General features: G+C 75.9%; 13 protein-coding genes, 2 tRNA genes, 1 pseudogene and 1 riboswitch. Of the genes and pseudogenes, 12 read left to right on the forward strand and 4 right to left on the reverse strand.

The features are described from left to right. The 10 genes and pseudogenes from ACFYMP_RS24655 to ACFYMP_RS24700 form a co-directional block, all read left to right on the forward strand. Nucleotides 1-337: pseudogene (locus ACFYMP_RS24655) on the forward strand (RNA helicase); the annotation flags it as partial. A gap of 154 nt (nt 338-491) precedes the next feature. Further along, nucleotides 492-2021: an amino acid permease gene (locus tag ACFYMP_RS24660; RefSeq protein WP_388861530.1), complete on the forward strand. Its 1530-nt coding sequence runs from the start codon at nt 492-494 to the stop codon at nt 2019-2021. 150 nt (nt 2022-2171) lie between these two features. Next, nucleotides 2172-2244, forward strand: a tRNA-Lys gene (locus ACFYMP_RS24665). 347 nt (nt 2245-2591) lie between these two features. Next, complete coding sequence (locus ACFYMP_RS24670) at nt 2592-2990, forward strand: helix-turn-helix transcriptional regulator (RefSeq protein WP_363149849.1); 399 nt, start codon at nt 2592-2594, stop codon at nt 2988-2990. A gap of 174 nt (nt 2991-3164) precedes the next feature. Then, nucleotides 3165-4037: a molybdate ABC transporter substrate-binding protein gene (modA, locus tag ACFYMP_RS24675; protein WP_388861532.1), complete on the forward strand. Its 873-nt coding sequence runs from the start codon at nt 3165-3167 to the stop codon at nt 4035-4037. Between the two features lie 149 nt (nt 4038-4186). Further along, nucleotides 4187-6196, forward strand: coding sequence for an ABC transporter permease (locus tag ACFYMP_RS24680; protein ID WP_388861562.1), 2010 nt, complete (start codon nt 4187-4189; stop codon nt 6194-6196). A gap of 93 nt (nt 6197-6289) precedes the next feature. Next, nucleotides 6290-6363 (forward strand) — tRNA-Met (locus tag ACFYMP_RS24685). A 184-nt stretch (nt 6364-6547) separates the two neighbouring features. Beyond that, nucleotides 6548-7987 carry a PP2C family protein-serine/threonine phosphatase gene (locus tag ACFYMP_RS24690; RefSeq protein ID WP_388861534.1) on the forward strand — a complete coding sequence of 480 codons (1440 nt, stop codon included), beginning with the start codon at nt 6548-6550 and terminating at the stop codon, nt 7985-7987. 214 nt (nt 7988-8201) lie between these two features. Then, nucleotides 8202-8341, forward strand: a riboswitch (cyclic di-AMP (ydaO/yuaA leader). Between the two features lie 12 nt (nt 8342-8353). After that, on the forward strand, nt 8354-9496 hold the full coding sequence (locus tag ACFYMP_RS24695) for a M23 family metallopeptidase (protein ID WP_388861536.1): 1143 nt from the start codon (nt 8354-8356) through the stop codon (nt 9494-9496). A 131-nt stretch (nt 9497-9627) separates the two neighbouring features. Beyond that, nucleotides 9628-10572, forward strand: coding sequence for an aldo/keto reductase (locus ACFYMP_RS24700; protein WP_388861538.1), 945 nt, complete (start codon nt 9628-9630; stop codon nt 10570-10572). A 60-nt stretch (nt 10573-10632) separates the two neighbouring features. Here ACFYMP_RS24700 and ACFYMP_RS24705 read toward each other — a convergent pair whose 3' ends face one another. From ACFYMP_RS24705 to ACFYMP_RS24720, 4 genes are all read right to left on the reverse strand, one after another. Next, complete coding sequence (locus ACFYMP_RS24705; protein ID WP_388861540.1) at nt 10633-11979, reverse strand: PrsW family intramembrane metalloprotease; 1347 nt, start codon at nt 11977-11979, stop codon at nt 10633-10635. Nucleotides 11980-12183: 204 nt separating this feature from the next. Next, entirely contained in the window at nt 12184-13083 is a 900-nt protein-coding gene (gene trmB, locus ACFYMP_RS24710; protein WP_388861564.1) for a tRNA (guanosine(46)-N7)-methyltransferase TrmB, read from the reverse strand. 246 nt (nt 13084-13329) lie between these two features. Next, on the reverse strand, nt 13330-14595 hold the full coding sequence (gene lhgO / locus ACFYMP_RS24715; protein WP_388861542.1) for an L-2-hydroxyglutarate oxidase: 1266 nt from the start codon (nt 14593-14595) through the stop codon (nt 13330-13332). A gap of 133 nt (nt 14596-14728) precedes the next feature. Continuing rightward, complete coding sequence (locus ACFYMP_RS24720; RefSeq protein ID WP_388861544.1) at nt 14729-16159, reverse strand: sporulation protein; 1431 nt, start codon at nt 16157-16159, stop codon at nt 14729-14731. 2352 nt (nt 16160-18511) lie between these two features. Here ACFYMP_RS24720 and ACFYMP_RS24725 point away from each other — a divergent pair. Next, nucleotides 18512-20647 carry an asparagine synthase-related protein gene (locus ACFYMP_RS24725; RefSeq protein WP_388861546.1) on the forward strand — a complete coding sequence of 712 codons (2136 nt, stop codon included), beginning with the start codon at nt 18512-18514 and terminating at the stop codon, nt 20645-20647. A 466-nt stretch (nt 20648-21113) separates the two neighbouring features. Next, on the forward strand, nt 21114-25097 hold the full coding sequence (locus ACFYMP_RS24730; RefSeq protein ID WP_388861548.1) for a BTAD domain-containing putative transcriptional regulator: 3984 nt from the start codon (nt 21114-21116) through the stop codon (nt 25095-25097). The last annotated feature ends 21 nt before the right edge of the window (nt 25098-25118 follow it).

Consider the following 25118-nt stretch of genomic DNA (forward strand, 5'->3'; position numbering starts at 1 on the left):
CCGGGACCGTGACGACCGCCGTGGCGGGGACCGTCCCTCGTTCGGGCGGGACAACCGGCGGGACGACCGCGGCGGCGAGCGCGGTGGCCGTCCCTTCGAGCGCCGTGACGACCGCGGCGGCGAGCGCGGCGGGCGTTCCTTCGAGCGCCGTGACGACCGTCCCTCGTTCAACCGCGACAGCGGCAGCCGTCCGCACCGCGGCGCGGGCGACCGCCCCTTCAACCGCGACCACCGGGGCACGGGCGACCGCCCGTTCAACCGGCGGGACGACCGGGGCGCCGGTTCCTCCTCCTTCGGCCGCCGCGACGAGAAGCCCCGCTGGAAGCGGAACGGCTGACCGACCGGTTCCACCGGCTGAGTGACTGACGAAGGGCCCGTACGGCGAGCACGCCGTACGGGCCCTTCGCCGTGCCGCGCGCGTGAGCGGCCGTGGCGGAAGGGGCGGGGGCCACGGCGGTTGCGGGCCGCCGCGCGTGGGCATCGCAGCGCACATGACAACTACATCGGAAGCCGGGGACGGCCTCGGCGGCGGTACGGGTGAGGGCCCCGGTACGGGCACGGACGAGGAGCGGCTCGCGCAGCTCGGGTACACGCAGGTGCTGGCCCGCAGGATGTCCGCGTTCTCGAACTACGCGGTGTCCTTCACGATCATCTCGGTGCTCTCGGGCTGTCTGACCCTCTACCTCTTCGGCATGAACACGGGCGGGCCCGCGCTCATCACCTGGGGCTGGGTCGGTGTCGGGCTCATGACGCTGTTCGTGGGCCTCGCGATGGCCGAGATCTGCTCGGCGTACCCGACCTCGGCCGGTCTGTACTTCTGGGCGCACCGGCTGGCCCCGGAGCGCTCGGCGGCGGCCTGGGCCTGGTTCACGGGCTGGTTCAACGTGCTGGGGCAGGTCGCGGTGACCGCCGGCATCGACTTCGGCGCGGCCTCCTTCCTCGGGGCCTACCTCAACCTCCAGTTCGATTTCGGGGTGACGCCGGGCCGCACGATCCTGCTGTTCGCGGCGATCCTCGTGCTGCACGGGCTGCTGAACACGTTCGGCGTGCGCATCGTCGGCCTGCTCAACAGCGTCAGCGTGTGGTGGCACGTCGCCGGGGTCGCGGTGATCGTCGGCGCGCTCGCCTTCGTCCCGGACCACCACCGGTCCACGACCTACGTGTTCACCGAGTTCGTCAACAACACGGGCTGGGGCAGCGGCCTGTACGTGGTGCTGATCGGCCTGCTGATGGCGCAGTACACCTTCACCGGATACGACGCCTCCGCGCACATGACGGAGGAGACCCACGACGCGGCGACGGCCGGCCCCAAGGGCATCGTCCGCTCGATCTGGACCTCGTGGATCGCCGGGTTCGTGCTCCTGCTGGGCTTCACGTACGCGATCCAGTCCTATCAGGGCGCGCTGGACTCCCCGACCGGGGCGCCGCCCGCGCAGATCCTGCTGGACGCGGTCGGCGCCACCGGCGGAAAGCTGCTGCTGCTCGTGGTGATCGGCGCGCAGCTCTTCTGCGGGATGGCCTCGGTGACCGCCAACAGCCGCATGATCTACGCCTTCTCGCGGGACGGGGCGCTGCCCTTCTCCCGGGTGTGGTCCACGGTCAGCCCGCGGACGAGGACCCCGGTGGCGGCCGTGTGGCTGGCCGCGCTGGGCGCCCTCGTCCTGGGCCTGCCGTACCTGATCAACGAGACGGCCTACGCGGCGGTGACCTCGATCGCGGTGATCGGCCTGTACATCGCCTACGTCGTGCCGACCCTGTTGCGGCTGCGCCGCGGCGAGGACTTCGCGCGCGGCCCCTGGCACCTGGGCCGCTGGTCCCGGCCGATCGGCGTGATCGCGGTGGTCTGGGTCCTGGTGATCACCGTCCTGTTCATGCTCCCGCAGGTCTCGCCGGTCACGGTCGGCACCTTCAACTACGCCCCGGTCGCGGTCCTGGTCGTCCTCGGCTCCGCGTCCGCCTGGTGGTTCGCCTCGGCCCGCCACTGGTTCCTGAAGCGGGGGGAGCCGACACCGGAGGACTGACCCGGGGAGTCGCGTTTGTCCCCCTTTGTGACGTACGCGGCGCCCCGCACCCCCGGCCGGGCCCGCCGGCGCCCCGGCCCGACAGCCCCGAACCCCCCTACCGGATCGGCTCTCCGGGGCTGTCGGGCTATGCTCGGGGTTGCACCACGTGGACCGTTAGCTCAATTGGCAGAGCAGTGGACTTTTAATCCATTGGTTGTGGGTTCGAGTCCCACACGGTCTACCGAGCGGCGGCCCAGGTCAGAGGAGACGACCTGGGCCGTTCTGTGTTTCCCGGGGGCGCGGGGCGTGCGGGGGGCCGGGCCGGTCCCGCTCCGGACGCCGACTCGGGGCGGTGGCCCGCGAGTTCCGGCTCCGCGCCGCGTCCCCCGGGAGCCCTCCTGGCCCGCGCGCGCCGTACGGGCTCCTCCCGCTCACCCTCGCCAGGCCGCCGGCGCGGCGGGAGCCGGAGCCGTGTGGGTGGGGGTGGGGGCGTGGCGCGGGGAGCCGTGGTGGCGGAGTCTCGCAGCTGCCGCGTGAATTCCTCTGAAATCTTGCAGATGCGAGGGGTTCGGGCCTAGTTTTCCGCACATGCAGTCCTACACAATTGGTCAGGCCGCGCGTCTGCTCGGGGTCAGTCCCGACACCGCGCGCCGCTGGGCGGACGCCGGGCGGGTCGCCACGCACCGGGACGAGGCCGGGCGCCGGTTCATCGAGGGGCGTGATCTCGCGGCCTTCTCCATAGAGGTGGGACAGGGCGGGGGCGGCGGTGACGACGAGATCTCGTACACCTCCGCGCGCAACGCCTTCCCCGGGATCGTCACCGCCGTGAAGCTCGGCGACGTCGCCGCCCAGGTCGAGATCCAGGCGGGACCGCACCGGCTCGTGTCCCTGCTCACCCGGGAGGCCGTCGAGGAACTCGGCCTGGAGGTCGGGATGCAGGCCGTGGGGCGCGTCAAGTCCACCAACGTGCACATCGATCTGGTCTGAGCCGGGCGCCCGCCCCACGGGCACCCGCCCCACGGGCGTCCGCCCCCGTCCGGTCCCGTGCCCGCCCCCTCCGCCTCCGCGCCCGCCCCGTCCGGTTCCGCCGTCCGCCCCGTCCGCCGGTCCTCCTCGCCCCGAGGTTCGCCGGACTTCCCCCACTCAGAGGAGCACCTTCCGATGTCCCTGTCCCCGTTCTCGCCGTTCTCGCCCTCGTCGCTCTCGCCGTTCTCGTCCCCGGCGCGCCGTCGCGCCACCGCCGCCGTCGTCACGGCCGTCCTCGCCGGTTCGCTCGCCGCCTGCGGGAACGACCACGACGAGGCCACGGAGAAGCGGGACCCGGGCGCCACGAGCAGTTCCGCGGCCAAGGACGTCAAGGAGTCCGCGAAGGCGAAGCTCACCGTGCTCGCCGCGTCCTCGCTGACCGACGTGTTCACGTCCGTGAAGAGCGCGTACGAGAAGGAGAACCCGGGCATCACCCTCACCTTCTCCTTCGCCGGCTCCCAGGAACTCGCCGCGCAGGTCCGGCAGGGCGCCCCCGCCGACGCGCTCGTCACCGCCGACACCAAGACGATGGACGGGCTGAAGGGGGAGACCGGCACGCCGACCGTCATAGCGAAGAACCGGCTGGTCATCGCCACTGGCGAGGGCAACCCGGAGAAGATCGGTGCTCTCAAGGACCTCGCGGACAGCAAGCTCAAGGTCGTGCTCGCCGCCCCCGAGGTGCCCGTCGGCAACTACTCGAAGCAGGTCCTCGACAAGCAGCACCTCAAGGTGAAGGCGGTCTCGCAGGAGCCCAACGTCCGCGCCGTGCTGAGCAAGGTCGAGCTGGGTGAGGCCGACGCCGGCATCGTCTACAAGACCGACGCGGCCACCGCCCCGGACAAGGTCGACGCCGTCGACATCCCCGACGCGCAGAACGCCGTCGCCTCCTACCCGGCCGCCGCGCTCAACGGCTCGAAGCACACCGAGGCCACCGCCGACTTCGTGCGGTGGCTCAGCGGCCCCGAGGCCCAGAAGATCCTTCAGGGCGCCGGGTTCCAGAAGCCGTGACGGACGAAGGACACCGGACCGAGGCCCCCGGCGACCGCCCCGCGGACGGCCCCCGGGGGCTTCGCCCGTCCGCCGAGCGCCCGGCCTGGCACCGCCCGCGCGGGTCCGGCCCCCGTACGGCCCGCCGGCGGGCGCCGCTCGCGCTCGCGGTGCCCGCGCTGCTCGGGGTCGCGTTCCTGCTCGTCCCGCTGCTCGGGGTGCTCGCGCGCACCGACTGGTCGCGGCTCGGGGACCACCTGACCCGGCACGAGACCACCGAGGCGCTCCGCCTGTCCCTCGTCGTGTCCTTCTGGGCGCTCGGGCTCTCCCTGCTGCTCGGCGTGCCCCTCGCCTGGCTGCTCGCCCGGGTCGACTTCCCCGGCAAGGTGCTCGTACGGTCCCTCGTGCTGCTCCCGATGGTGCTGCCGCCGACCGTGGGCGGGGTCGCGCTGCTGCTCGGCTTCGGGCGGCGCGGGCTGCTCGGGCCCTGGCTGGAGAACACCTTCGGCGTCGTGCTGCCCTTCCACACCTCGGGCGCCGTCGTCGCCGCGACCTTCGTGTCGATGCCCTTCCTCGTCATCAGCCTGGAGGGCAGCCTCGGCGGACTGCGGCCGGGGTTCGAGGAGACCGCCGCCTCCCTCGGCGCCTCCCCGCTGCGCGTCTTCGCCACCGTCACGCTGCCGATGGTCGCCCCGGGGCTGGCCGCGGGCGCCGCGCTGACCTGGGCGCGGGCCCTCGGCGAGTTCGGGGCCACGATCACCTTCGCGGGCAATCTGCCGGGGACGACCCAGACCCTCCCGCTCCAGGTCTACCTCCTGCTCCAGGACTCCCCGGAGGCCGCGACCTCGGTGTCCCTGCTGCTGCTCGCCATCGCCATGGCCGTCCTGGTGGGGCTGCGCGGCCGGTGGACGACGGGCGGCGGCAGCCGCGGGCACGGTCCCCCCGCCGCCGTCCCCGGGGAACCGGCCGCCGTCCCCGGGGAACCGGCCGCCGTCCCCGGGGAACCCGCCGCCGTGCTCGGGGAGCCGGCCGCCGCCGGCGCGGAGCCCGGCGACGGCCTCGGCGGCACGGGGCAGGACGATCCGGCCGCCCCCGGGAGGGCCGCGCGGCCGTACGCCCTGCACGCCGAGGTCACCGGGTACACCGAGCTGTCGCTCGACGCCGCGCCCGGTACGACCGTCGCCGTCGTCGGGCGCAACGGCGCGGGCAAGACGACGCTGCTGCGCGCCCTGCTCGGTCTCACCCCCCGCGCGCACGCGCGGCTGCGCCTGGGCGACCGGGACGTCACCGGCCTGCCCCCGCACCGCAGGGGCGTGGCCTGGGTCCCGCAGGACGGCGCCCTGTTCCCGCACCTGAGCGCCCTCGGCAACACCGCGTACGGGCCGCGCGCCCACGGCGTGCGCCGGGCCGAGGCGCGACGCGAAGCCCGGCTGTGGCTCGACCGGCTCGGCGTGGGGCACCTCGCGCACCGGCGCCCCGCCCAGCTCTCCGGCGGCCAGGCCCAGCGCGTCGCGCTCGCCCGCGCCCTCGCCGCCCGGCCCCGGCTGCTCCTGCTCGACGAACCGCTCGCCGCGCTCGACCAGACGACGCGGGCCCGGGTACGGCACACCCTGCGCCGGCACCTCGACGGGTTCGGCGGGGTCTGCCTCGTCGTCACGCACGACCCCGTGGAGGCCGTGTCGCTCGCCGACCGGGTGCTCGTCCTCGACGAGGGGCGGGCGCTCCAGGACGCGCCGCCCGCCGAGGTGGCCCGGCGGCCGCGTTCCGCGTGGGTCGCGCGGATGCTCGGGCGCAACGCGTGGCCGGGCACGCTCACCGGGGACGGCGCGCTGGCGCTGGACGGCGGCGGGACGCTCCTCGCGGCCGGGACGGCGGACCCGGGGGAGACCGGGCCGCCGGCGGGGCCGGGCCTGCGCGCGCTCGCCGTCGTCGCGCCCGAGGCCGTCGCGGTCCACCGGGAACGGCCGGCCGGCAGTCCGCGCAACGTCTGGCCCGGCACGGTCCGCGAGATCACCGCTCTCGGCAGCCGGCTGCGCGTCCTGGTCGCGGGCCGGGCCGGCAGCGCCCCGGAACTGCTCGCCGAGATCACCCCGGCCGCCGCCGCCGAACTCGGACTGCGCGAGGGCACCGAGGTGTGGACCAGCGTGAAGGCCACGGAAGTCACCCTCGTACGGCTGTGAGGCGCCCCGGACGGCGCGGCGCCGGGCCCGCGGCGGAGGGAGCCGCACGTGGTCGGGGGCGTCCCCGGCATGGCGTATAGTTGTGTTTACCGACGCGGGGTGGAGCAGCTCGGTAGCTCGCTGGGCTCATAACCCAGAGGTCGCAGGTTCAAATCCTGTCCCCGCTACTAAAACCGGAAGCCCGGTGCATTCGTGCACCGGGCTTCCGGCGTTTTCGTGTGTCCCCGTCGGCTCTCCCGGGGGCGGTACCCGCTCGGCCGCCCCCAAGTAGCCGGAGCCGCTCCTGGGGGGAAACGTGAGGAGAGCACGGAAACGGCAGGAGCGGGGCGCAGAGCGGGCGGGAGGCGAGCCGTGGGGACGCGAAAGCCCGACGAACACGGCGCTCCCGAGGAGCGCGGCGCCCCCGGCACGGGCGGTGCGGACCGCGTTCCCGGCGAGTACGGCGCCGTCGGCGGCCGGGACGGGCCCGGCCAGGACGCCGGGTCCTTCGCCGGGGCGGAGGGGGGCGGTGCCTCCTCCGGTCCTGCCGACGACGACCCCCGCACCGACTACAAGCCGGTCCCGCCGCCGCCCCCGCTCGTCCTGGGCGGGCGCGGCAGGCGGGACCGGTGGGCGCGGGCCGTCGTGCGCGCGCTCCCGCCCCTGCTGCTCGCCGCCGGTTTCGTCTTCGGGCTGACGGCGCCGCCCACCTACTTCGCCGCCCCCTTCTTCACGGCCGCCCCGTTGATCGCCGCGCCCTTCTCGGGGCTCGTGGTCACCGTGGGGACCGGGGTGGCGGGGCTCGTGCTCGCGACGGTCCTGCACCTCGCCCAGCACAACCTCTCGACCGCGGCGTTCGTGATGGAACTGATCACGGTGGCCGTCGTGTGTCTCCTGGCCGCGCTGATCAATCTGGTGATCCGGCACGGCGGCCGTCAGCTCGCCTCCGTGCAGCACGTCGCCGAGGCGGCGCAGCGCGCCGTGCTGCCGGTGCCGCCCGGCCGGATCGGCGGCTTCGACATCGCCGCGCAGTACGAGGCCGCCGAGGCCGACGCGTTCATCGGGGGCGACCTCTACGCCGTGCAGGACTCCCCGCACGGCGTGCGCATGGTCCTCGGCGACGTGCGCGGCAAGGGGCTCGGCGCGGTCGAGGCCGTGTCCGTGGTGATCGGCGCGTTCCGGGAGGCCGCCGAGCAGGAGTCCACCATCGAGGGGGTGGCCGCCCGGCTGGAGCGGGCGCTCGCCCGGGAGGGGGCGCGGCGCCGCGCGCTCGACGCCTTCGAGGGGTTCACGACCGCCGTGCTCGTCGAGATCCCGCACGGCGGCGGCGTCCTGCGCGTCGTCAACCGCGGGCACACCGAACCGCTCCTGCTGCACCACGACGGCCGGGTCCTGGTCCTCTCGCCCGGCGAGCACGCCCTGCCGCTCGGCATGGGGGAGCTGGGCACCTGGCCCGACCGCGCCGAGGAGACGGAGTACCCGCCGGGCGCGATGCTGCTGCTCTACACCGACGGGCTGTCCGAGGCGCGCGACACCCGGGGCCGCTTCTACGATCCCGTCGAGCGGCTGCGCGGACGCGTCTTCGAGCATCCCGCGGCCCTGCTCAGGACCCTCACGCGCGAGGTGCGCGACCACACCGGCGGCGCCACGACCGACGACATGGCGCTGCTCGCCGTACGCCGTCCGCGCTCCGGGGCCGCCGCGGTCGCTCCGGAGCGCCTTCGGGAGGAGAGCGCCGACGCCGCACAGCACCCGGGACCGGACGGCCGGCATGGTCCGCACGGATCGTCCGAGGGTGGTCACCGAGGGTGAGAAGGTGGACGCGCTTCCATAACAACTGACGCACCGTCAGTTTTCCGCCCCCTCCGGATGGGCGGTCAACTCGTCCGGATCGGATGCCCCATGTCCGTTTAAGCCCAGGCCGGAGCCCGTAATGATCAACGGGAACGGCTTGGAATCCACGCCTCGTGTCTATTAACGTTCGATAACGCAGCGCGGTCGTCCCAGCCGTCAACAGCGACGGCTCCGCGCGCACGCGCCGAATCCCGCGAGGGAACCGGGGAACCAACTTCCTGGGGTGAATCGGACATCGCGTCCTGGTGTCCGTAGGAGACCTTCCTGCTCCGAACCCGTCAGCTAACCCGGTAGGCGAGAAGGAAGGAAAGGAGTGCCGCCCTCGTGGCGTCCAACCCGCCTGCCCCCGCTCCCACCGGGTCCGCCCCCACCTCCTTCTACGACTCCGGGAGAGCCCACGGCCCCGGCCCCGACGGGGGCTCCGGCCCCCGCCCGGTGCCCGAGCCCGGCACCGGGGAGTGGAACCCGACCGAGGAGACCGTCGTCCCGGTGCGCGGCCGGCACCGCGTCGCCAGGCAGCGCGGCGGTCTCGCGCGCAGCTCGACGGTCCTCGGAGTCGGCGTCCTCGCGGCCGTCGGCGCCGGCGGTATCGCCACCGCGCAGGAGAAGCCGAAGGTCCAGCTGTCGCTTCCCGAGTCCTTCCCGAAGCTCAAGGACGTCAAGGACGCCCTGCCGGAGGCCAGGTCGCTGCCCGGAGTCGGCACGCTGATCGACGACGTCGCGGGCGAGGACGGCGACGCCCCCGCCCAGCTCGCGGCCAACCCCGCCGCCTCCCCGCTCACCAGCGCCGGAGTCACCCAGGCCGATCTCGACCAGGGCACCACCGACGCCGGTGAGGCCCTGCGCGCCCGCATCCTCACCCAGGCCGAGACCCAGGCCGACAGCGCCGACCGGAGCGCTCAGCGGGCCGCGGAGGCCGCCGCCGCGCGGGCCGCGGCCGAGCACGCCGCCACCGAGCAGAAGAAGGCCGAGACCGCGCGGAAGAAGGCACAGGCCGAGGCCAGGGCGAAGGCGGAGGCCGAAGCGAAGGCCAAGGCCGAGGAGGAACGGCTCGCGCGGCTCGCCAGGAGCTACACGCTGCCCGTCGCCTCCTACACCCTCACCTCGCACTTCGGCGACGGCGGCTCCATGTGGTCCTCCGGCCACCACACCGGGCTCGACTTCGCCGCGCCGACCGGGACCCCGCTCAAGGCGGTCCACTCGGCGACCGTCAAGGAGGCCGGCTGGTCCGGCGCCTACGGCTACCGCACCGTCCTCGAACTCGACGACGGCACCGAGCTCTGGTACTGCCACCAGTCCTCGATCTCGGTGAGCGCGGGCCAGCAGGTCACCACCGGCGACGTCATCGGCCGCGTCGGCGCGACCGGGAACGTCACGGGGCCCCACCTGCACCTGGAGGTCCACCCGGGCGGCGGCGCCGCGATCGACCCGATGGGCTGGCTCCGCAGCAGGGGGCAGAACCCCTGATCCGGCGCCGCCCCGCACGCCGGGTACCGCCTGTCCCGCCGGGCCCCGGTCCGCGCGCGAGAGGCGGTGGGCGGCGTACGGGGCGGCGGTATCCGGAATAAGCGATGCCGTTCCCGGCGTTGAGAGCGCACATGACCTCCACGCGCACACTCGGCTCCTCCGGCATCGACGTCTTCCCGCTGTCCCTGGGCGGCAACGTGTTCGGCTGGTCCGCGGACCGGGAGCAGTCCTTCGCGGTGCTGGACGCCTACGCCGCGGCCGGCGGCAACTTCGTCGACACCGCCGACGCCTACTCGCACTGGGTCCCGGGCAACAAGGGCGGCGAGTCCGAGACGATCATCGGGGAGTGGACGCGGGCCCGCTCCAACCGCTCCGACGTCGTCATCGCCACCAAGGTCGGCTCCCACCCCGACTTCAAGGGGCTGTCCCCCGCCACCGTCAAGGCGGGCGCGGACGCCTCCCTGCGCCGGCTGGGCACCGACTACATCGACCTCTACTACACGCACTTCGACGACACCTCCGTCGAGGTCGGCGAGATCATCACCGCCCTCGACGAACTCGTGAGGGCCGGCAAGGTCCGGGCGATCGCCGCGTCCAACATCTCGCCCGAGCGTCTCCAGGAGTCCCTGGACTTCTCCGACCGCGAGGGCCTGGCCAAGTACGTCGCGCTCCAGCCGCACTACAACCTCGTCTCGCGCGACACCTACGAGGGCGCCCTCCAGGACGTCGCCTCGCGCGCCGGACTCGCGACCGTCCCCTACTTCGCGCTCGCCTCCGGCTTCCTCACCGGCAAGTACCGCCCGGGGACCAGCGTGGAGAGCGTGCGCGCCGAGGGCGCCGCGAAGCACCTGGAGACCGAGCGCGGGCAGAAGGTCCTCACCGCCCTCGACGAGGTCGCCCAGGCGCACGGCGCCGAGGTGGCGACCGTGGCCCTGGCCTGGCTCGCCGCCCAGCCCACCGTGGCCGCGCCGATCGCCAGCGCGCGCACCCCCGAGCAGCTCAAGGCGCTCGTCGCCGTCGCCGGCCTGGAACTGACCGAGGACGAGCTGAGCCGCCTCACCACCGCCTCCGCCTGAGGCGGCGGCGCGGCCCCGCGACCGGCCCCCCGCACCACCCGGCCCGCCCCGGCCGACGTCCTACGTCTGGCCGGTGGCGGGCCGCGGCGCGTCCGGGGGCGGGGGCGGGTTCGCGGCGTAGGGGTTTGCCTCGCCGTACCGCGCGGGCTCCCCGTACGGCGAGGGGGACGCGTTCCCGTGGGGCGCGGGGCCGTGCCCGTGGCCCTGCCCGTACCCGTACCCGTGCGCCGTCGCCGGGGTGTTCCAGGCCGCGGGGACCGGCAGGTGCCGGTGGGAGCGGGGCGGGGCGACGCGCCACGTGTAGGCGAAGGCGGGACCGGCGAGGTCGCGCCCCTCGGCCAGCGCGTCCAGCAGCTCCCGCTCGCGCCGCGTGAACTCCCCTCCGGCGGGGCCGCCCGCCGCCTGCTCCACGGCGGCCTGCCGGCGCAGCAGGGCGAGGGTCGTCGCGGTGGCGGCGTAGCGGCGTACGGTCCGTACGTCGTGCCGGTCGCCGTGGTACGCGGCCCACTCGGCGGCGATCCGGCGCGAGCGCGTCGAGGCGAGCGCGGGCGGCTCCAGCGGGAGGAACCAGCCGCCCGCGACGTAGGGCGCCAGTTCCTCGCGGACCGCGCGCAGGTCCCGGTGGCGGTGCCACAGCACGAGCCACGTGAGCAGGCCGAGCGCCGGGACCATGACCGTGCCGTAGACCAGCGGGAAGCCGTCCGGGCCGAAGGACGGCGAGAGGTTCCACGTCGCGTGCAGCGCCATCGCGAGCAGCAGTCCCGCGAGCGGCAGCAGGACCCGGGGCGCGCGCCGCCGCTCCGGGCGCAGCGCCGCGAGGCCGAAGCCCGCCCCCGTCAGGCACGTGAACAGGGGGTGCGCGAACGGCGACATGACGGCGCGGACGAAGAAGGTCGCGAGGGTCACCGAACCGAGGCCGTGCCGGCCCTCGACGTGGTCGGTGCCGAAGGCGTTGCCGAGGTACAGGATGTTCTCGGTGAAGGCGAAGCCGGCCGCGGTGACCCCGGCGTACACGACGGCGTCCACGACGCCCATGATCTGCCGTCGGCGGAAGAGGACCACGAGCAGGACGGCGGCGGCCTTCGCGCTCTCCTCCACGATCGGGGCGACGACGGTCGCGCCCAGCGTGTTCGCGTGCGCGCGGTCCGCCGTCGCCGTCTCGATCCAGCGCGTCGCGAAACCGTTCGCGACGATCGCGATGAGCGCCGCCGCGCAGGCGCCCCAGGCGAACGCGAAGACCTGGCCGCGCCGGCGCCCCGGACGCACCCGGCCCAGCAGCCGGAAGACGAGGATCAGCGCGGGCACGGGCAGCACCGCGAGGCCCAGGCCCACGAAGAAGCCCCGGGTGCCCGTCTGCTGCCGCACCAGCGCGAGGATCACCAGACCCGACACGGCGAGCAGCAGCACGAGCGCCCCCGCCTTCACCGCGCGCCGCTGCCACCAGCGCGGACGCCAGGGCGCGGGAGCCGGTCCCCCGGGGCCGGGGGCCGCGGCTCGCGGCGCCGCCGGGTACGGGGCGCCGGGCGGTCCCCCGGGGCCCCGCCGCCGCGGCCACCGCGGCCCGGGGTCACGCTCCCCCGGACGCGGAGAACTGTGGGTCACACGGCGACCCTAACCAGCCTCCGCGCGGACCGGGTCCGGCACCGGGGCGTCGTTGCGGCGGAACAGCAGGTCGCGCACGACGTGGCCCTTCGCGAGGCCCTGGCCCTCGAAGCGGGTACGGGGGCGGAACGCGGGACGCGGCGCCCAGCCGCCGTCCGGGGCGGTGTTGTCGAAGGCGGGGTGCGCGGACAGCACCTCCAGCATGTGCTCGGCGTACGGCTCCCAGTCGGTCGCGCAGTGCAGGACGGCGCCGGGCGCCATGCGGTGGGCGGCCAGGTCGAGGAAGGCGGGCTGGATCAGCCGCCGCTTGTGGTGGCGCGCCTTCGGCCACGGGTCGGGGAAGTACACCCGCACCCCGTGCAGGGCGCCGGGGGCGAGCATGTCGCGCAGCAGGATCACGGCGTCGCCGTTGGCCACCCGCAGGTTCTCCACCCCGGCCCGCTCGGCGAGGCCCAGCAGGTGCCCCTGGCCCGGGGTGTGCACGTCGACCGCGAGGATGCCGGTGCCGGGGTCGGCGGCCGCCATCCGCGCCGTCGTCTCGCCCATGCCGAAACCGATCTCCAGGACGACGGGGAGCGGACCGAACAGCGCCTCCAGGTCCAGGACGCCCGAGCCGTCCACCTCCAGGCCCCAGCGGGACCACAGGCGGCGCAGGGCGTCCTCCTGCGAGGCGGTGACCCGGCTGCGCCGGGGCTGGAAGCTCCGGATGCGCCGCTCGCTGTGCGAACGGGCCGGATCGGCGGCCGGGCCCGCACCCTCCACGAACATCCGGCCCTGGCCGCGCGAACGCCGCACCGCGGGCCCGGACTCCGGCCCGGCGGTTTCGGCGGAACCGGTCGGCTCGGCGGAACCGGTGGACGGGGCGTGCCGGGCGGACTCGGCCGATCCGGGCAGGGACGCCGCGGGCACGGACGCCGCGGCGACGGCCGACACCGGGGCGGGGCCGCTCGCGGCGTCGGGGGCGGGCACGGCCGGGGGGCCGCTCGGGCTGCTGGGGCTGGTGCTGGCGTACTCGGACACAATGCCGTCGATTCTACGGAACCGGACGGGGGCCACCGGAAACCCGCCGCCCCACTCCCCTCGGTCTCCGCCCCGCCGCTCCTCGGTCTCCGGCCCGCTCCCCGTCGGCCTCCGGCCCGCTCCCGGGCCGAGGGCTCAGCGCCCCACCGGTATCCGCTCCGGCGCGGTGCCCAGCAGGTTCAGGGCGCGGCGGGCGATCTCGCGGCCGATGGGCAGGGCCGCCGTCGCCGCGGGGGAGGGGGCGTTCAGGACGTGCACCGCGCGGGGGGCCTCGCGGATCAGGAAGTCGTCCGCCAGGGTGCCGTCCCGCAGGACGGCCTGGGCGCGGACCCCCGCCGGGGCGGGCCGCAGGTCCGCCTCCGTGGCCTCGGGGAGCAGCCGGCGCACCGAGGCGGTGAAGGCCCGCTTCGACAGCGAGCGGTGCAGCTCGCCCACGCCGTACCGCCAGTGCCGCCGGGCCAGCTGTCTGCTGCCGGGCCACAGCAGGGTGGCCGCCAGCTCGCCGGGCACGACCCGGCCCCGCTCGTAGCCCTCGCGGGCCAGCGCGGGCACCGCGTTCGGCCCGACGTGCACCCTCCCGTCGACGCCCCGGGTCAGATGGGTGCCGAGGAAGGGGAAGGCCGGGTCGGGCACCGGGTAGACCAGGCCCCGCACCAGTTCCGGCCGGGTCAGCTCGTAGTACTCGCCGCGGAAGGGCACGATCCGCACGCCCGGTTCGTCCCCGGCCAGCCGCGCCAGGCGGTCGCTGTGCAGCCCTCCGCAGTTCACCAGGACCCGCGCGCGCAGCACCTCGCGGCGCCCCGGGCCGCCCCCGGTGCCCGCCGTGTCGACCTGGACCGCGACGCCCCGCGCGGCGCGCCGCGAGATCCGGGTGACCTCCGCCCCGTACCGCAGCTCGGCCCCCGAGGCGCGGGCCAGCTCGCGGGCCACCGCCGGGTAGTCGCACACGCCCGTGGCCTCGACGCGCAGCGCGGCCAGGCCCCGTACCTCCGGTTCCCGCTCCCTGATCTGCGCCGGGCCCAGCTCGGACACCGCGAGGCCGTTGGCCCGGCCGCGCTGCGCCAGGGCGTGCAGCCGGGGCAGTTCGGCGCGCTCGGTGGCCACGACGAGTTTCCCGGTCACCGCGTGCGCGATGCCCGCCTCGGCACAGAAGGCCGTCATCTCGGCGGCGCCCCGCGTCGCGTACCGCGCCTTGAGGGAACCGGGCGGGTAGTACAGACCGCTGTGGATCACGCCGCTGTTGTGCCCGCTCTGGTGGCGGGCGGGCCCCGGCTCCTTCTCCAGGACCACGACGCGGGCGCCGGGGGCCGAGCGCGCCAGCGCGTACGCCGTGGACAGCCCGACGAGGCCGGCGCCGATCACCAGCACCTCGCAGTCGAAGCGCCCTCCTGTCACCAGCACGCGCCGCCACCTCCCAAAGCCGCCACCGGGCACCCGCCCATCACCGCCGGTGCCGCGCCCCGCGCGCACCCTGCGTCCGATAGTGCACTGCCCCACTGACAACGGGTTCGAACCTGTGCGCGCCCCGCTCGGCTCAGGCGGGGGCCACCAGCAGGGGGCGGGCCCGTTCGCGCAGCTCCACCACGCGCGGTTCGTCCCCGTACGGCTCCAGCTTGCGCAGCAGGTCCTTGACGTACTCCGTGGTGCGCGCCGAGGAGATCCGGCCCGCGACCTCGACGGCCCGCACGCCCTGTTCGCAGGCCGCGTCGAGGTTGCCCGACTCCAGTTCCGCGACGGCCGACACGACGAGCCGCAGCCCGTGCGAACGCACGTACTCCTCCGTCGGCCGGGACAGCGCCTGCTCGGTGAAGCGCCGCACCTGGCGCGGGTGCTTCAGGTCGCGGTAGCACTCGGCGGCGTCCGCCGCGAAGCGGTCCTCGCCGTAGAAGCCGAGCCACGCCGGGTCCTCGTCGCCCGGCCGCGACCGCTCCAGCCAGCTCTCCGAGGCGCGCAGCGCCGCCGAGGCGGCCGGGGCGTCGGCGGCCCGCGCGTGCGCACGGGCCTCGACGAGGCGGAAGAAGCTCATGGTGCGGGCCGTGGCCAGCCCCCGGTTGCGTTCCACGGCGGCCTGCGCGAGGTCCACGCCCTCGTCGCCGAAGCCCCGGTAGGTCGCCTGGAGCGACATCGTCGCCAGGACGTAGCCGCCCAGGGGCACGTCGGCGGCGGCGCGGGCCAGCCGCAGCGCCTGGATGTAGTAGCGCTGGGCGGCCTCCTGCTGACCGGTGTCGAAGGCCATCCAGCCCGCGAGCCGCGTGAGTTCGGCGCTCGCCCCGAACAGGGCCCGGCCCACGTCGTCCGAGTAGGCGCCCAGCAGCAGCGGGGCCGCCTCGACCCGCAGGCACTCCGGGACCATCGAGGAACGCCAGTCCCCGCCGCCGTACTTGGAGTCCCAGCGCCGCGCGTCCTCGGCCGCCTCGCGCAGTTTCTGCACGTCGCTGTGGCCGACTCGCATCGGCGTACCGCCGCCGTCCCCGGGGGAGGCGGCGGCGAGTTCCCTCGCGACCGAGCTGTCGGCCGGGGATATGAGCCAGCGCGAGGCCGGAGTCGCGTACGCGCTCACCGAGAAGGAACCGGCCAGGGACTGCCAGATGCCGCCGCCCGAGCGGCGACCGGCCAGGTCCAGCCGGTACAGCTCGGTCGCGGACTTGACCGCCTTCCCCACGTCGCGCGGGAAGGTGAGGCCCACTTCGGGCGTCGGATCGGCGTCGGCGAGGCCGATCTCGTGCAGCGGGACCGGCCGGCCCAGTTTCTGCCCGATGGCCGCCGCGATGAGATGCGGCGCCGCTCCCTGCGGCACCATTCCCTTGGAGACCCAGCGGGCCACCGAGGTCTTGTCGTAACGAAGCGTCAGACCTCGCTGTCCGCCTAGGTCGTTGACCCGCCGCGCAAGCCCCGCGTTGCTTATCCCCGCGAGGGCGAGAACGGCGCCGAGTTTCTCGTTCGGCCCGCGTTGCTCCCTGGACATGCGCCACCCCTCGACACAGACGGCTGCCGCAGCGGCATAAGCGTGCGGCATTCGTAAACCCAGCGTAGTTCCCCGCATCCCAAGCGTTAAGAGCCGTGGTTCCGGATGGCGAGATTGTTGCCCGTGCGGAGGTACGCCGGAGCGTGCGGTGCGTGCGTGCGGCACCTGATTCGACGGTACGCGGGTGCCGTGCGCCCCGGCTTCGGCAAAGGGCGCCTTTCGGGCAGGGCGCGCGGTGGGCGGACGGATCGCCGCGCGGCCCGCGCCGCGACCCCGCGGCCGTTACTCACGGTTCCCCCCGCGGTCCCGGGAAGGGCCCCGGGAGCTGCCCCGTTCGTCCCGTCGAGCGGCCCCCGTCGCGTGCTTCCCGGCGCCGCGCGGGACGCCCCGCACCGGGTGCGCGGACGGCGGGTTGGCGGCTTCGGGGCCGAGTTGGTCGCCAGGCGCTCCGGCCGGGCGGGCGGCGGTCGGCCAACTCGCCGGGCACGGAACGGGGAGCGCGCGTGAGGGCTGCGCCGGGGGAGGGCGGTCCGCGTACGGGGGCCGCTCGCCGACCCGGTGCGGGGGCGGCCGCGTCTGCGCCACGGGGCGCCCGCGTGGCCGGCGCGGGGCGGCCGTTCCCGTACGAGGGCGCGGGTGCGGGCGGTGTCCGCCGGCCCGTCTGCCCCGTGCTCCTGACGTGGTGCCGTGCGCCCGGCCGTGCGCTCTCCTGTGGCCCTCGCCCGGCCGGTTTCATGGAGGGTGCGTGGGTCGGCCCGCCGCGTCACGCGGTGGGCCGGGGGAGTCCGCCGCCCTCAATCCCCGCGGGTGGCGGGACCGGTCCGGGAGGCGAGCAGCGCCTCCCGGACCGCGCGCGTCCCGGCCGGGGGAGAGCCGGGGGACGCGGCCGCGACGACGGGGCCGGGGCCGTGAGCAGGACGTGGGCGGGCCGGGGAGACGCGGCCGGGACCGGTGGCGCCGGGGCCGGCGGACCCGCGGCCGGCGGCGCGGGGGAGGGGGCGTGACGACAACCAACCGGGTGCCAACCCGCCCGTACTTACCGCCACCTTCCCACCAACTCCTCCTTACGGGAGCGCGGCTCGTTCCGGGCCCGCCCCACGGCACCCACCCCTGAGCTCCACGGGTTCTCCACAGGCGGGCGGAATCCCGTCCTCCCACTTCGTGGCCGCAACGACCGGCCGCCGCGCGCCAGTCGGTCCGGCGCCCCGGCGTGACCCTCGCGGGCGGCGTGCCGGGGCCCCGTGCGGAGGCCGACGAGGGGCGGGCGCCCGTCGGCGCACGGCTGGCGCGTTCGGGGGCGCGTGGTGACGGGCGGTTCCGGCTCGGGGATCGGCGCCCGCCCCCGTGCGACCCGCGTTCGCTCCCCGTCCGCGCCCCGTGTGAACGCGTACGAAGCCGCACGAAGAGGAAGCAACACCCCGCGTACGGCCCCCGGGAGCGCCCCGTACCACCCGGCTCCCGGCTCCCGCGCGGCCGGCGGTGCGGAGCCCGCGGGGGGCCGAAGGGGCGCGCCACGCGCGGACATGAATGGCTGAATACCGTCCTTCAGGGCCGCACCGCCGGTGTCCGGCGGGCCGGACGGGAGTGACGGGCGGGGTGTCCGGGGTGGGTGGGGCGCCTGGAGTCACCGCGGAGCGTCCTGTCCGGCCCGGCCTCGTGAGCCGCGCCGTCCTCGCCGCGCCCCGCCCCGCGCCGTACCTGTCGCGTCCTCATGCCGTTCTCGGGCCGCCCCCGCGCCGGACCGGCATCGCTTTCGCAACGGGTCGCGTCGCGAGCGGGACGGCCGTCCGTCGTCTTTCGCTGTCTCCCGTCGGTCCCTGTCGCCTTCCGTCGCCTTCCGTCGTCCTCCGCTGTCTCCCGCCGTCTTCCGTCGTCTCCCGTCGGCCCCTGTCCTCTTCCGCCGCCTCCCGCCGCCTCCCGTCGGCCCCTGCCGTCTTCCGTCGCCTTCCTTCGTCTCCTGCCGGGGAGGGGCGGGCGATCACCGCTGGTGGCCAGAACCCGGTCCACGGCGCCCGCGCCGGCACCGGGCCGTCCGCCGCCGGACCCCGACTGGCCTGTGCCGGGGGCGCGTTCACCCGGCGCATTCGGCTGTCCCGTGCGTGGAGCAGGGCGTAAACCCCGTACCGCGACGCCCGCCGTGTACCGGCCTGCCGGTGCCCTCTTCGTGGCAGCATGGTCCCGGGGACGCCCGCGAAGTCCCGTACGGCACCCACGGCGCGCGGTCCGCGCGTACGGATGCCGCCCGGCCGCAGGGCCGGGGTGGAGCGCCGGACACCGCGGGCGTCGCACAGGACTTCGCGGACATCCCCGCGAGACGGACACCCGGGTTGTCCACAGGCTGTGGAGGCGGAGATGCGCTGGTTGGTGGGATGGAGCAGCACCTCCGCCAGACGCCGTCCCGGCGAACTCGGCGGTTCCGTGTCGGCGGACGGCCACCCCGGCTCCCTGCCCGGCGACGGGGACACCGTGCAGCCCGTGGGCGCGCAGCTCCTGTGGGGCGATCCCGACCCGCTGTGGGCCGTGGGCGACTGGCGGCCCGACGAGATCCGCGTGGTCAAGGCCGACGCCGAGACCAGGATCGCGGTCCTCGGCATCTGCGCGGCCACCGACGCCCAGCTCAAGGTCGCCCTGTTCTCCGCGAAGGGCGGGGCGCTGCGCCACCTCACGGCCTGGCCCGGCAGCTACACGGCGGTCGTCCAGGTCGGCAGACGCACCATGGTCGCCGGGGACCTCGCCGGTGCCCGCCCCGTCTTCCACACCCCGTGGGCCGCGGGCACCGCGTACGCGACCGCCGCCCTCCCGCTCGCCGACCTCGTCGAGGCCAACCTCGACATCGGCCACGTCGCGGCCCTGCTCGCCGCCCCCGACGTCCCCGAGGCGCTCCAGGACTCCACGCCGTACGCCGGGGTGCGCCGCGTACCGCCGGGACACGCCCTCATCATGCGGGCCGGGGCCCCCGAGATCGCCGGGTACGAGCAGATGACCTCGCTCGCCGTCTCGGCGGCGCCCGTCGACCCGGACAGCGCCGTCGCCGGGGTGCGGGACGCGCTCGTCGAGGCGGTACGCGTCCGGCTGACCGCCCCGCGCCACATCCCGGGCACCGGGATCGACCCCGGCCCGGTCCCCGGTATGGGCCCCGCCGAACGGCGCGCCGCACGCGGACCGCTGCCCGGCATCGGCGCCGACCTCTCCGGCGGCAGCGCCTCCGCGACGCTCGCCCTGCTCGCCGCCGGACTGCCCGGGATGCCCGGCACCCTCCTCGGCCACGGCACCGGGGCCGGGGAACGCCTGCTCGCCGTCACCTTCAACGACCTCGCCACCACGGGCCGCGAAGCCGAGGTGGCACGGGCCGGGTCACTCGCCACCGACCCCCGCCTGCACCACGTCGTCGTGGCCGGTGGCGAGGAGGCCCTGCCCTTCGCCGACCTGCGGGTCCCGCTCACCGACGAACCGGGGCCCGCCCTCGTCAGCGCGGCCCGGCACCGCGCCCGGCTCCTCGCGGGCAGCGCCGACCACTTCACCGGGCACGGCGCCCGCCAGGTCCTCGACGCCCACCCCGCGCGCCTCGCCGACCTCCTCATGGACCGGCGCAGACGCCACCTCGTCCGCCCCGTCGCCGCGCTCACCAAGGCCGAGGGCTCCGTCAGGGTCCCCGGCAAGGTGTACGGCGCGGCCCGGCGGCTGGCCCGTACGCCCTACCGGGCGGGCCTGGAGGACGCCGCCGAACTGCTCAGACTCCGGCGCTTCCCGCAGGCCGACGGGGCGATGAGCGCCTCGATCGCCGCGCTCTCCTGGGCCAGACCCGGCCCCGCCGCTCGCTGGCTCACCGGCGAGGCCCTGGCCGAAGTATCGGTTCGCCTGCACGAGGCGGCGGCCCGCCCCGGCCCCGGCTCAGGACGCCGTCCCGGCGACTTCCGGGCCCGCGCCGCCCTCGCCCGGCACGCCGCCGACCTGCGCGTACTGGAACAGGCCGCCGAGGTCCGTTTCCAGCGACTGCACGCCCCGTTCCTCGACAATCAGGTCGTCCGCGCCGCTCGCGCCCTGCCCGAGGCCCTGCGCGTACGCCCCGGCGCCCGCGCCTCGATCCTGCGCTCCGTACTGGAGGGCGCGGGGGTACGGGAGCTGCCGGAGGGCTGGGGCACCCCCTCGGCCGTCGAACCGGAGGCGGCCCTGCGGATCGGGCTGCGCGCGCACGTCGACCAGCTCCTCGGCCTGTTCGACACCCCGCTGCTCGCCGAGGCGGGCATCGTCGAGGCACGCGTCGTCCGCAAGGCCCTGCGCGCCGCCGCCGAGGGGGCCCCGCTCCCCGTGGACGGCCTCGCCGAACTCGTCTCGACGGAACTGTGGCTGCGCCGCCTGCTGGAGCGGCGCGGCACCTGCTGGACCGGCACCCCGACCCGCCAGCGCGCCATCCCGACCGGCACCGTCGTCGCCCAGCGCGGAGCACCGGGAACGCGCGGGGCACTGGGCGCGGGACAGCGGGGGTAGGGAGCCGGGACAGGGAGCGGGACCGGGGGCAGGGACCCGGGGCCGGGGGCAGGGACCGGGGACCGGGCAGGGACCGGGGGCAGAGAGCAGGGGTGGCGGTGAGGAAGGGGACCGGAACGGAAGCGTTCCGGCGCCCGGCCGCTGTCCGGCGTCGGCCCTGGCCCCGGCGTTTCCGGCCGCTGGCCGGCCCGGCGTCCGGTCGCTGCCGGTCCCCGGTTGCCCGGCGTCCGTCGCTGCCGGGTCCCTCTTGCCCGGCTGTTCGTCCTGCCGCTGTCCCACAGTTGTCCGGCGCCTCCGGCCGACGACTGCGCCGCCACTGGCCCGCCTTCGCGGGCCGAGGACCCGGGCCCGGCCCGTCGCGACCGGTGTCCGACGCCCGGCCACCGGCGCCCGCGCCCGGCCGCCGACGACGGCCGGGCGCCCTTCCGGTTCGTCCGTACGGCCGCTGTCCGGGGACAATGGCGGGGTGCGGTATCGAATCCTGGGCGCCACCGAGGCGTACGACGACTCCGGCGCCCCCCTACGTCTCGGCGGCGCCCGCCTCCGCACGCTCCTGACGGCGCTCGCCCTGCGCGCGGGCCGTACGGCCGGGGTCGACACCCTGATCGACGAGGTGTGGGAGGAGGACCCGCCCTTTGACGCGCCCGCCGCGCTCCAGGCCCTGATCGGGCGGCTGCGCCGGGTCCTCGGCCGCTCCGCGATCGCCTCCGTGCCCGGCGGCTACCGCCTCGACGTCCCGCCCGACGAGGTGGACCTGCACCGTTTCACGCGGCTCGCGGCGGAGGGCGGGGCCGCCCTCGACGCGGACGAGCCCGCACGCGCGGCCCGGCTGCTGCACGAGGCGCTGGACCTGTGGCGCGGACCGGCCCTCGCCGACCTGCCCGGGGAACCGGGCGCCGCCCGCCGTCCCGAGGACCTGCGCCGCACCGCGCTGCGCCACCGCGTCGAGGCCGATCTCGCCCTCGGCCGCCCGCCCGCCGCCCTCGTCGCCGAACTGCGCGAACTGACCGGGGCGGCCCCGTACGACGAACCCCTCCACGCCCTCCTGCTGCGCGCCCTGCGCGCGGACGGCAGACCCGCCGGCGCCCTCGCCGCGTACGAGCGGCTCCGGCACACCCTCGCCGAGCGCCTCGGCACCTCTCCGGGCCCGGAACTGCGCCGTATCCACGCGGAGTTGCTTCGCGAGGACAAGGAGTCGCTGCGCGAGGACGGGAAGTTGCTGCGCAAGGACGGAGAGTTGCTGAGCGAGGGCACGGAGACCGCCCCACCGCCCACCGCCTCACAGCCCACCGGCCCGGCAGCCGGCCGGCCCGCCTTCCCGGCTCCGCCCGCCTTTCCGGCTCCGCCCGCCTCCCCGGCTCAGCCCGCCCGGCTGTCCCCGCGTCCGGCCGCCGCCGCGCCCCGGGGCAACCTGCGGCCCCGGCTGACCTCCTTCGTCGGCCGGGAGCCGGAACTCGCGGCGATCCGGGCCGAGCTGAGCACGGCCCGCCTGATCACGCTGACCGGACCGGGCGGCTCCGGCAAGACCCGTCTCGCCGAGGAGGCCGCCGCCGCGCTCCCCCAGGCGTGGCTGGCCGAACTCGCTCCGCTGGAGCGCCCCGAAGCCGTACCGGGCGCCGTCGTCAGCGCCCTCGGCCTGCGCGACACACTGCTGGGCGCGAGTACCGGCACGGGGGCGTCGGAGCGTGGGCCGGGAGCCGCCCAGGAGCCGCTCGACCTGCTGATCGACCACTGCGCCTCGCGTGAGCTGCTGCTGATCCTCGACAACTGCGAGCACGTCATCGACGCCGCCGCCGAACTGGCCGAGACGCTGCTGACGCGCTGCCCCCGTCTCACCGTCCTCGCCACGAGCCGCGAACCCCTCGGGGTGCCAGGCGAGTCGGTACGCCCCGTGGACCCGCTGCCCGAGGCCCCCGCCGCGCGGCTGTTCGCCGAGCGGGGCGCCGCCGTCCGGCAGGACTTCCGGCCCGAGGACGACGCCGAGGCCGTCGAGGAGATCTGCCGCCGCCTCGACGGGCTCCCGCTCGCCATCGAACTCGCCGCCGCCCGCCTGCGGATGCTGACCCCGCGCCAGATCGCCGACCGCCTCGACGACCGCTTCCGCCTCCTGACGGGCGGCAGCCGCACCGTCCTGCCCCGGCAGCAGACCCTGCGCGCCGTCGTCGACTGGTCCTGGGAACTCCTGGACGAGGCCGAGCGCACCGTGCTGTGCGAGGCGTCCGTGTTCGCGGGCGGCTGGGACCTCGCGGCGGCCGAGGCCGTGTGCTCCGGCCCCGCCGCCGCGCTGACCGGCTCGCTCGTCGACAAGTCACTGCTGGTGGCCGCCCCCGACCCGGCGGGCGACGGTATGCGCTACCGCATGCTGGAGACCATTCACGAGTACGCCGCCGAGCGCGCCGCCCGCAGGCCCGACCTGCTCGACGCGGCAGGCCGACGCCACGGCCAGTACTTCCTCGCCTTCGTCACGAAGGCCGACCCGCTCATGCGTTCCGCCGCCCAACTCCCCTGGATACGCAGGACGGAGACCGAACTCGACAACATCCGGGCCGCCCTGAGCCGCGCGGTCCGCGACCGCGACGAGGACCTCGCGACCGGGCTCGTCCTGCGTACCGGCTGGTTCTGGTGGCTGCGCAACTACCGCGTGGAGGGCGCCGCCTGGGCCGGCCACACGCTGAGCCTGCACGACGAGAGCGCGGCCGCACTGATGGAGGCGTTCGTCCCCAGCGCCCCCAGCGCCCCCAGCGCCCCCAGGGTCCCCAGCGTTCCGGGCGGACGGAACCCGGCCCCCGGACACGCGCAGGACCGGCCACGCGGACAACGCCGGGACGGGGACTTCGGACGGGACAGGGGAGTACGCGGCGCGGTACGGGACGACCTCGCCGGTACACCGGACGACTGCCGCGAGGACAGTCGGGCCGGTACACGGGAGTGCTCCGGAGGGGACGCTCCCGGCGGGACACCGGGTGGACCTGGCGGAGACGCTCCTGGCAGAACACCGGACGGTTCCGGCGGGGACGCTCCCGGCGGGACCCGACAGAGACCCGTGACCGCCCCCGCCCCGGCCCCCGCCCCCTCGACCGAGGTGACGCGCGACAGGACCACCGGCGAAACCACCGGCGGAACCACCGGCGGAACCACCGGCGAGACCCCCGGCGCGTCCGCCGACGCGACCGGTACGGCCCCCGCCGGCATGACCGCCGAACCGGCGGACGCCGCCCCCACCGGCCCGCCCGCGGACCGTTTCGGTGATCCGGCCGACCCACGCTACTGGCCCCGGATCAACCTCCGGCTGCTGCATCTCTTCCTCCTCTCGGAGACCCGCGCCGAGCAGCCGCCCGGACGGGGCGAGGTGGCCGACTACGTCGCGGCGCTGCGCGCGGCCTACCGCGGTGGCGGCCCCGAGGCGGCGCGGTTCCCGGGGCTCCTGTGGGCGTTCACCTCGTTCTTCCTCGGCACACCCGAGGACGCGCGGCCCCTGCTCGACGAGACGGTCGCCAACTGCCGCCGCTACGGCGGGGACTGGGAACTGGGCGTGGCGCTGATGTTCCGCACGCACGTCGCGGTGGACACGCCCGGCCGGTTCCCCGACATCGAGGTGGACCTCGCCGAGGTCCAGCGGGTCGCGGCCCGAGCCGGGGACCGCTGGATGCTCGCCCAGGCCCACAGCGCCCGCGCCGAGGCCGCGATGGCGACCGGCCGGCACGAGGAGGCGCGCCCGCAGTTCGAGGAGGCGCTGCGCCTCGCCCACGAGGTCGGGGCGCACGCCGAGGCGCCCTTCCTGCTGGCCCGCCTCGGTGAACTCGCCTACCGCGCCGGGAAAAAGGACCTCATGACGGCCTACCTCGACGAGGCGGCGGCCGCGGCCGAGTCCTACGGAACGATCGACGCGGCCGCCTTCATCACCGTGCTGCGCGGCCAGAAGGCCCTGGAGGACGGTGACACCGCCGAGGGCCGCGCGTACTACGAGACCGCCCGCGCCGAGGCCGAACGAGGCAGTCCGCCAACGCAGTTCACCGTGATGCTGGACATGCTCGGAGCGCTGGTGACGGCGGCCGAGGACGGCCCCGGGGAGTCCCTGCCACTCGTACGCGACGGGCTGCGCGGCGCGCTCGACGGATTCTGCTCCGACGCGATCGTCGCCGCACTCGTGGAACTCGGCGCCGCGACCCTGGCCGCGCTCCACCAGGACCACGAGGCGGTACGGGCCCTCACCTGCGGCGAGCGGCTGCGCGCGGGCCGCCCGCGCCCCGAACCGGAGTTCTCCCGGGCCGAGCGGACCGCGGCCCGGACCGCCTCCCGCCTCGGCCCCGAACGGTACGCGCACGCCGTGGAACAGGCCGCCGACTACGGCCCCGAGGACCTGTGCGAGACGCTGACCGCGTACATCGCCGCGCGCGGGACCGGAGCGTCCGCACGCGAGGCACGGCTCCGCGGCTGTGCAGAGGACTGACCCGGCCCCGGGCGCGCACGG

The organism is Streptomyces sp. NPDC007088 (assembly GCF_042869355.1).
GTDB lineage: Bacteria > Actinomycetota > Actinomycetes > Streptomycetales > Streptomycetaceae > Streptomyces.